Source organism: Coprobacillus cateniformis (genome assembly GCF_009767585.1).
GTDB lineage: Bacteria > Bacillota_I > Bacilli_A > Erysipelotrichales > Coprobacillaceae > Coprobacillus > Coprobacillus cateniformis.
This window is the reverse complement of sequence record NZ_WSNW01000028.1, coordinates 1-1576: the sequence shown is the minus strand read 5'-3', so window position 1 is coordinate 1576 and position 1576 is coordinate 1. Positions and strand designations below refer to the sequence as shown.

Here is a 1576-nt window from a genome sequence, read left to right as displayed (position 1 = left end):
TTAAATAAATCTTTCAGTTTTATTTTATATTAAAATAGACATAACTATAACCTTGCTATAAAATTTATGTGCTACCAAAATTCTAGGAGGTTATATATTATGTCCAATACTGATTATATCAATGTTATTCTTGAAATTCTACAAATTAATGTTTTTTCTCATCTTTTTGTCCCTGCACCTTTTATGGATTCTTCTTCCTGTATTAAAAAAATTCCTGATTCCAATGGTGTCATTACCTTATTCATTCATCTTCAGTCTCCTGTCGTTCCTCTTGTCTGTCCTCACTGTTCTTCCTTTAACCATCATATCTCTAAAGGTTTGAGATCTATCGAACTTAAACATTTCTCCTTTGGCTCTATCCCTGTCGTTCTTGTCGTTTCCTATCACCTTTATATCTGTAAAGACTGTTCTTCCTATTTCTCTGAAAATATTCCTTTCCAGTTCGACAACAGAAAAGCAACTGTCCCTAATGTTCAGTCTGCTCTTTTTGAAATGAAGGAAAATTATTCTATGGCTTCCATCTCCAGAATGCATGGTCTTGGTAAAAATACAATATATCGTATCTTTAATGAAAATATTCATATCCCTGACAGATTCTATCATCTCTCCTCTGTTATCTCCATTGATGAATTCAAGGCAACTTCCGATAAAGGAACTTATGCTTTCAATATCGTTGATCCTATCACTGGTAAAACTCTTGATATTATTGAAGATAGAAAAGCTTCTTTCCTTAGAAACTATTTCCTTAGATTTCCTTTCCATGAAAGAAAAAAAGTAAAATTCATTATTATGGATCTCTCTTCTTCTTTTTACTGTATTATGCATTCTCTTTTTCCTCATGCCCAGATCATATGTGACAGATTCCATTATATAAGACTTGCTGGTCAGAATTTCATACAGTCAAGACTTGATGCTTGTTCTTTCCTTCATGACAAGCCTTTAGCTAAATCCATTAAAAGAAATTTGAGATTATTCTATAAATATAAAAAAGATCTGGATAATGACAAAACATGGTATGATTTTCATCTCAAAAGATATTTTACCTGTGCTTCATATATTGACTATCTTTACACTCTCAGCGAAAGAAGAAACAAGGATAACTGTCATCATAATACTATGTTTGATTCTCTCATTATTATGGAAATGCTTGACAACTATGAAATCTATCAGAATCTCTTAAAACTTATTCATGAGAAACATGATGATTATAAAAATGAATTAAACAGATGGCTTGATTATATCTTTGATACTCAAAACAGTTATTATCTTATAACTGCAAAGAACTTCAGGAAGAAATGGTTTATTCCTCTTTTGTGTTCACTTTCCTATACAACTATTTATAAAAGAAGAACAGGCTCATATAAGACAAGTTTCAATAATGGCTTTATTGAGGGTATGAACAATAAAATCAAACTTATCAAAAGAAATGCATATGGTTTCAGATATTTCTACAATTTAAGAAAGCGCATATTTTTACATCTTGGTTATTCTTACTCTTTTACTTACAAAGATACGAAAAAAGGAATCCCTATTTTTCAATAGTTATTCCTTTATCCTCCACTCTTGACACAGAGCC

The 1576-nt window shown here is 30.8% G+C and carries 1 protein-coding gene; it reads left to right on the top strand.

The genetic code is table 11. The features are described 5' to 3' along the window. Positions 1-99: 99 nt before the first annotated feature. The gene (locus tag GQF29_RS18250) at positions 100-1542 is read left to right on the top strand and encodes a transposase (protein WP_160340885.1); all 1443 of its coding nucleotides are present in this window, start codon (positions 100-102) and stop codon (positions 1540-1542) included. Positions 1543-1576 lie beyond the last annotated feature (34 nt).

What these genes read in the sequence shown, in the direction of transcription:
- GQF29_RS18250 (WP_160340885.1), top strand. Translation starts at nt 100, where the DNA reads ATGTCCAATACTGATTATATCAATGTTATTCTTGAAATTCTACAAATT.